The organism is Candidatus Burkholderia verschuerenii (assembly GCF_001189365.1).
In the GTDB taxonomy this organism is placed as follows: Bacteria; Pseudomonadota; Gammaproteobacteria; order Burkholderiales; family Burkholderiaceae; genus Caballeronia; species Caballeronia verschuerenii.
Map to the genome: position 1 here is coordinate 1 of NZ_LFJJ01000301.1, position 3,711 is coordinate 3,711.

At 59.1% G+C, this 3,711-nt stretch carries 5 protein-coding genes; all 5 read left to right on the plus strand.

Translation table 11 applies throughout. The annotated features are described in order from the left end of the window. Window positions 1-245: hypothetical protein (locus tag BVER_RS34830; protein WP_232316894.1), on the plus strand; the 245-nt coding region annotated here is incomplete at its 5' end. Window positions 246-253: 8 nt separating this feature from the next. Then, window positions 254-634 (plus strand): 30S ribosomal protein S12, encoded by a 381-nt coding sequence (gene rpsL / locus BVER_RS28145; protein WP_050456045.1) that lies wholly within the window; start codon window positions 254-256, stop codon window positions 632-634. A 198-nt stretch (window positions 635-832) separates the two neighbouring features. Then, on the plus strand, window positions 833-1,303 hold the full coding sequence (gene rpsG, locus BVER_RS28150; RefSeq protein WP_050456046.1) for a 30S ribosomal protein S7: 471 nt from the start codon (window positions 833-835) through the stop codon (window positions 1,301-1,303). Between the two features lie 117 nt (window positions 1,304-1,420). Then, window positions 1,421-3,523: an elongation factor G gene (fusA, locus tag BVER_RS28155; protein WP_050456047.1), complete on the plus strand. Its 2,103-nt coding sequence runs from the start codon at window positions 1,421-1,423 to the stop codon at window positions 3,521-3,523. A gap of 61 nt (window positions 3,524-3,584) precedes the next feature. Beyond that, window positions 3,585-3,711 (plus strand): GTP-binding protein (locus BVER_RS28160; protein ID WP_049657762.1); only part of this gene is annotated, 127 nt, incomplete at its 3' end.

Below are 3,711 nucleotides of genomic sequence, written 5' to 3' on the forward strand. Positions count from 1 at the left end.
GCTCGATGTCGTCGGCGCCGGCTGACGATCGCTGCCGCCATCGACTGGAAATCCCACGCAACGTATTGACCCGATTGGGATTTTCGGAATATCATGTTAGGTTCTCGTTCTTGGTCCAGTCTCGGACCCCGCCCAGTCTCGAACTGCGGCTGGATTTCGTCTCTGAAAACCATCGGCGAGAGCATCGAAAGCGCGGTTTTTCACCGCTTTGCCCGGTCGAAATCGCGCTGATTTTTAATTTTTAGGATCAACTATGCCAACCATCAATCAACTGGTTCGCAAAGGCCGCACTTCGGAACATGCGAAGAGCAAGTCGCCGGCCCTGCAGGACTGCCCCCAGCGTCGCGGCGTGTGCACGCGTGTGTACACCACGACGCCGAAGAAGCCGAACTCGGCACTGCGTAAAGTTGCCAAGGTTCGTTTGACGAACGGCTTCGAAGTCATTTCGTACATCGGTGGTGAAGGCCACAACCTGCAGGAACACTCGGTCGTGCTGATTCGCGGCGGTCGTGTGAAGGACTTGCCGGGTGTGCGTTACCACATGGTTCGCGGCTCGCTGGATACCCAGGGCGTCAAGGATCGTAAGCAGGCTCGCTCGAAGTACGGCACGAAGCGTGCCAAGGCTGGCAAGTAATCTGCTGGCCGTCGTAGTCCGTAGTCGTTTTTGTTTCGAATCAGGTCGCCGCAAGGCGGTTTAGGCGGTAGTGCCGGAAATGCCGGTGCTATCGAGTAAGTGGTCACCCGGCCAAGCTGGTTAGTCGTGAGATGGATCGGGTTAGTTGGTGGCCGCGGAGCAGAGAATTGCTCCAACTGAAAAGGTAAAGGAAGAATCATGCCGCGTCGTCGCGAAGTCCCCAAGCGGGAAGTGTTGCCGGATCCGAAATTCGGCAACGTAGATGTAGCCAAGTTCATGAACGTGCTGATGCTCTCCGGCAAGAAGTCGGTTGCCGAGCGTATCGTGTACGGCGCTTTTGAACAGATCCAGACCAAGGGTGGCAAGGACCCGCTGGAAGCGTTCACGGTTGCGCTCAACAACGTGAAACCGGTGGTGGAAGTGAAGAGCCGTCGCGTTGGTGGTGCCAACTATCAGGTTCCGGTCGAAGTGCGTCCCTCGCGTCGTATGGCATTGGCGATGCGTTGGTTGCGCGAAGCCGCGAAGAAGCGCAGCGAAAAGTCGATGGCTCTGCGCCTGGCAGGTGAGCTCTCCGAAGCGGCTGAAGGCCGCGGCGGCGCGATGAAGAAGCGCGATGAAGTTCACCGCATGGCAGAGGCCAACAAGGCATTCTCGCACTTCCGTTTCTAAGCTCCCGCCCAGGGCATAACGAAAAAATCAGGGCGGGTGCGCTATTCCAGGCGCCTCGCCCGTTTGCGTTAGAACGCGCCGGCAACCGCTAGCGCGTTGACCGAAAAAGGATCCAAAGTGGCTCGCAAGACACCTATCGAGCGCTACCGCAATATCGGTATTAGCGCTCACATCGACGCCGGCAAAACGACGACGACCGAGCGCATCCTGTTCTACACGGGCGTGAACCACAAGATCGGTGAAGTTCACGACGGCGCAGCAACGATGGACTGGATGGAGCAGGAGCAGGAGCGCGGCATCACGATTACGTCGGCTGCTACGACTGCGTTCTGGAAGGGTATGGGCGGCAACTACCCCGAGCACCGCATCAACATCATCGACACCCCGGGTCACGTCGACTTCACGATCGAAGTGGAGCGCTCGATGCGCGTCCTCGACGGCGCGTGCATGGTCTACTGTGCAGTGGGCGGCGTGCAGCCGCAGTCGGAAACGGTGTGGCGTCAGGCGAACAAGTACAAGGTTCCCCGTCTCGTGTTCGTCAACAAGATGGACCGTACCGGCGCGAACTTCTTCAAGGTCTATGACCAGCTGAAGAACCGCCTGAAGGCGAACCCAGTTCCCGTCGTCGTGCCGATCGGCGCTGAAGAAAACTTCAAGGGCGTCGTCGACCTCCTGAAGATGAAGGCGATCATTTGGGACGAAGCCTCGCAAGGTACGAAGTTCGACTACGTCGACATCCCCGCAGAACTCGTTGACACGTGCAACGAATGGCGCGAAAAGATGATCGAGTCGGCTGCCGAAGCCAGCGAAGAGCTGATGGAAAAGTACCTCGGCGGCGAAGAGCTGACCGAAGCGGAAATCGTCAAGGCGATCCGTGACCGGACCATCGCGTGCGAAATCCAGCCGATGCTGTGTGGCACCGCGTTCAAGAACAAGGGCGTGCAGCGCATGCTCGACGCCGTGATCGACTTCCTGCCGTCGCCGATCGACATTCCGCCGGTTACCGGCGAACTGCAAAGCGGTGAAAAGGGTGAGCGTCGCGCATCGGACGACGAAAAGTTCTCGTCGCTGGCGTTCAAGATCATGACCGACCCGTTCGTCGGCCAGCTGATCTTCTTCCGTGTGTATTCGGGCGTCGTGAATTCGGGCGACACCGTGCTGAACGCGACCAAAGAGAAGAAGGAACGTCTCGGCCGTATTCTGCAGATGCACGCGAACCAGCGCGAAGAAATCAAGGAAGTGCGCGCGGGCGACATCGCCGCAGCCGTCGGCCTGAAGGAAGCGACCACGGGCGACACGTTGTGCGATCCGCAGCACCCGATCGTGCTCGAACGCATGATTTTCCCGGAGCCGGTGATTTCGCAGGCTGTCGAGCCGAAGACCAAGCCTGACCAGGAAAAGATGGGCCTGGCGCTGAATCGTCTGGCACAGGAAGACCCGTCGTTCCGCGTTCAAACGGACGAAGAGTCGGGCCAGACCATCATTTCGGGTATGGGCGAGCTCCACCTCGAAATTCTGGTCGACCGTATGCGTCGTGAATTCGGCGTGGAAGCGACCGTCGGCAAGCCGCAGGTGGCTTACCGCGAAACGATCCGCAGCACGGCAGCGGACGTCGACGGCAAGTTCGTCAAGCAGTCGGGTGGTCGCGGCCAGTACGGTCACGCGGTCATCACGCTCGAGCCGAACGAGCAGGGCAAGGGCTACGAGTTCCTGGACGAGATCAAGGGCGGTGTGATTCCTCGCGAATACATCCCGGCGGTCGACAAGGGTATCCAGGAAACGCTGAAGTCGGGCGTGCTCGCGGGCTTCCCGGTCGTGGACGTGAAGGTTCACCTGACCTTCGGTTCGTACCACGACGTGGACTCGAACGAAAACGCGTTCCGTATGGCCGGCTCGATGGCCTTCAAGGAAGCAATGCGCAAGGCAAGCCCGGTCATCCTCGAACCGATGATGGCCGTGGAAGTCGAAACGCCTGAAGATTACATGGGCAACGTGATGGGCGATTTGTCGGGCCGTCGCGGTATCGTCCAGGGCATGGAAGACATGGTTGGCGGCGGCAAGATCGTTCGCGCCGAAGTGCCGCTGTCGGAAATGTTCGGCTACTCGACCTCGCTGCGCTCGCTGACGCAAGGCCGTGCAACGTACACGATGGAGTTCAAGCACTACGCTGAAGCTCCGCGTAACGTCGCCGAGGCGATCATCAACGCCAAGGGCAAGTAATTCCAGTAACTCGGCAGGCCACAAGCTTTAACCGACAAACAAACTTTGAAAGAAGGTAATCATGGCAAAAGGTAAATTCGAGCGGACCAAGCCGCACGTGAACGTGGGCACGATCGGTCACGTTGACCACGGCAAGACCACGCTGACGGCAGCGATCACGACGGTGCTCACGCAGAAGTTCGGCGGCG